The following is a 1597-nucleotide window of genomic DNA, read 5'->3' as shown; positions in this document are numbered from 1 at the left end:
TCACCGTGACGGTGAGCGCACGCGACAGCGACGGTGACGAACTGACGTTCACCGCTCCGGCGTCGACGGCGAAAGGCACGTTGGTCAACAACGGCGACGGCACCTTCACCTATACACCGACCGCCGCGCTCGGTGAGTTCGCCGAGAAGGTGACCGGACCCGACGGCGTGCTCGCCTCGGCGGCCCGCACGATCCTCGACCAGCTGGGGCTGGGCGCACCGTTCGTGACGCCCGAGGCCGCGGCCGACGCCGAGCTGATCGACCTGGTGACAGCCGAGCTCGGTTCGGACTGGCCGCGTCTGGTGGCGCCGGTGTTCGACGGCCGCAAGGCCGTGCTGCTCGACGACCGGTGGGCCAGCGCCCGTGAGGACCTGGTCCGGATCTGGCTGATGGACGACGACGAGCTCGAAGCCGATTGGGCGCGTCTGGCGGAGCGGTTCGAGGGCACCGGCCACGTGGTCGGCACCCAGGCCACCTACTGGCAGGGCAAGGCGCTGGCCGCGGGCCGCAACATCCACGCGTCGCTCTACGCACGCGCGGCAGCGGGCGCGGAGAACCCCGGCACGGGTCGTTACCAGGACGAGGTCGCCGTGGTGACCGGTGCGTCGAAGGGCTCGATCGCCGCGTCGGTGGTGGGGCAGCTGCTCGACGGTGGCGCCACGGTGGTGGCCACCACGTCGCGGCTCGACGACGCCCGGCTGGCCTTCTACCGTCAGCTCTACCGCGACAACGCCCGCTTCGGCGCGAAGCTGTGGGTGCTGCCGGCGAACATGGCCTCCTACAGCGACATCGACGCGCTCGTCGAGTGGGTCGGCACCGAGCAGACCGAGAGCCTCGGGCCCAAGTCGATCCACATCAAGGACGCGCTGACCCCGACGCTGCTGTTCCCGTTCGCCGCGCCGCGGGTCGGCGGAGACCTCTCCGAGGCGGGTGCGCGCGCCGAGATGGAGATGAAGGTGCTGCTGTGGGCCGTGCAGCGGCTCATCGGCGGGCTCTCGCAGATCAGCTCCGACCGCGACATCGCCGCGCGGCTGCACGTGGTGCTGCCGGGGTCGCCGAACCGCGGCATGTTCGGCGGCGACGGCGCCTACGGCGAGTCGAAGGCCGCGCTGGACGCGGTCGTGTCCCGCTGGAAAGCCGAGACGTCGTGGGCGCAGCGCGTCAGCCTGGCCCACGCGCTGATCGGCTGGACCCGCGGCACCGGTCTGATGGGTCACAACGACGTCATCGTCGACGCGGTCGAGGAAGCCGGCGTGACCACGTACTCCACCGAGCAGATGGCGAGCATGCTGCTCGACCTGTGCGACGTGGAGACCAAGGTGGCCGCCGCACGCGAGCCCGTGCAGGCCGACCTGACCGGCGGCCTGGCCGAAGTGGAGCTGGACCTGTCCGCGCTGGCCACCAAGGCCCGCGAGGAGGCGACGTCGGCGCCGGCTGACGAGGAGGACGACGAGGCCGCCGGTCACCTGATCGCCGCGGTCGACGCGCAGGGCAAGCTGGCCCGCCGCGTCGAGGTGGACGTCGCCTCGCACCATCCCACGATCGACCCGGTGCTGCCCGAGCTGCGGGAGGCGCTGGCCTACCTGACGCCCGCGGC

Annotated in this window: 1 protein-coding gene; it reads left to right on the top strand. The window is 71.9% G+C overall.

What is annotated here, in order from left to right; all coding sequences use genetic code 11:
- Nucleotides 1-1597, top strand: a 1597-nt coding sequence (locus ASJ79_RS23655; protein WP_369803753.1) for a cadherin-like domain-containing protein, incomplete at both ends; no start/stop codon positions are given.

Source organism: Mycobacterium sp. NAZ190054 (genome assembly GCF_001545925.1).
Taxonomy (GTDB): Bacteria; Actinomycetota; Actinomycetes; order Mycobacteriales; family Mycobacteriaceae; genus Mycobacterium.
The sequence above is the reverse complement of the archived record's forward strand: the minus strand, read 5'-3'. Positions and strand labels throughout refer to the sequence as shown.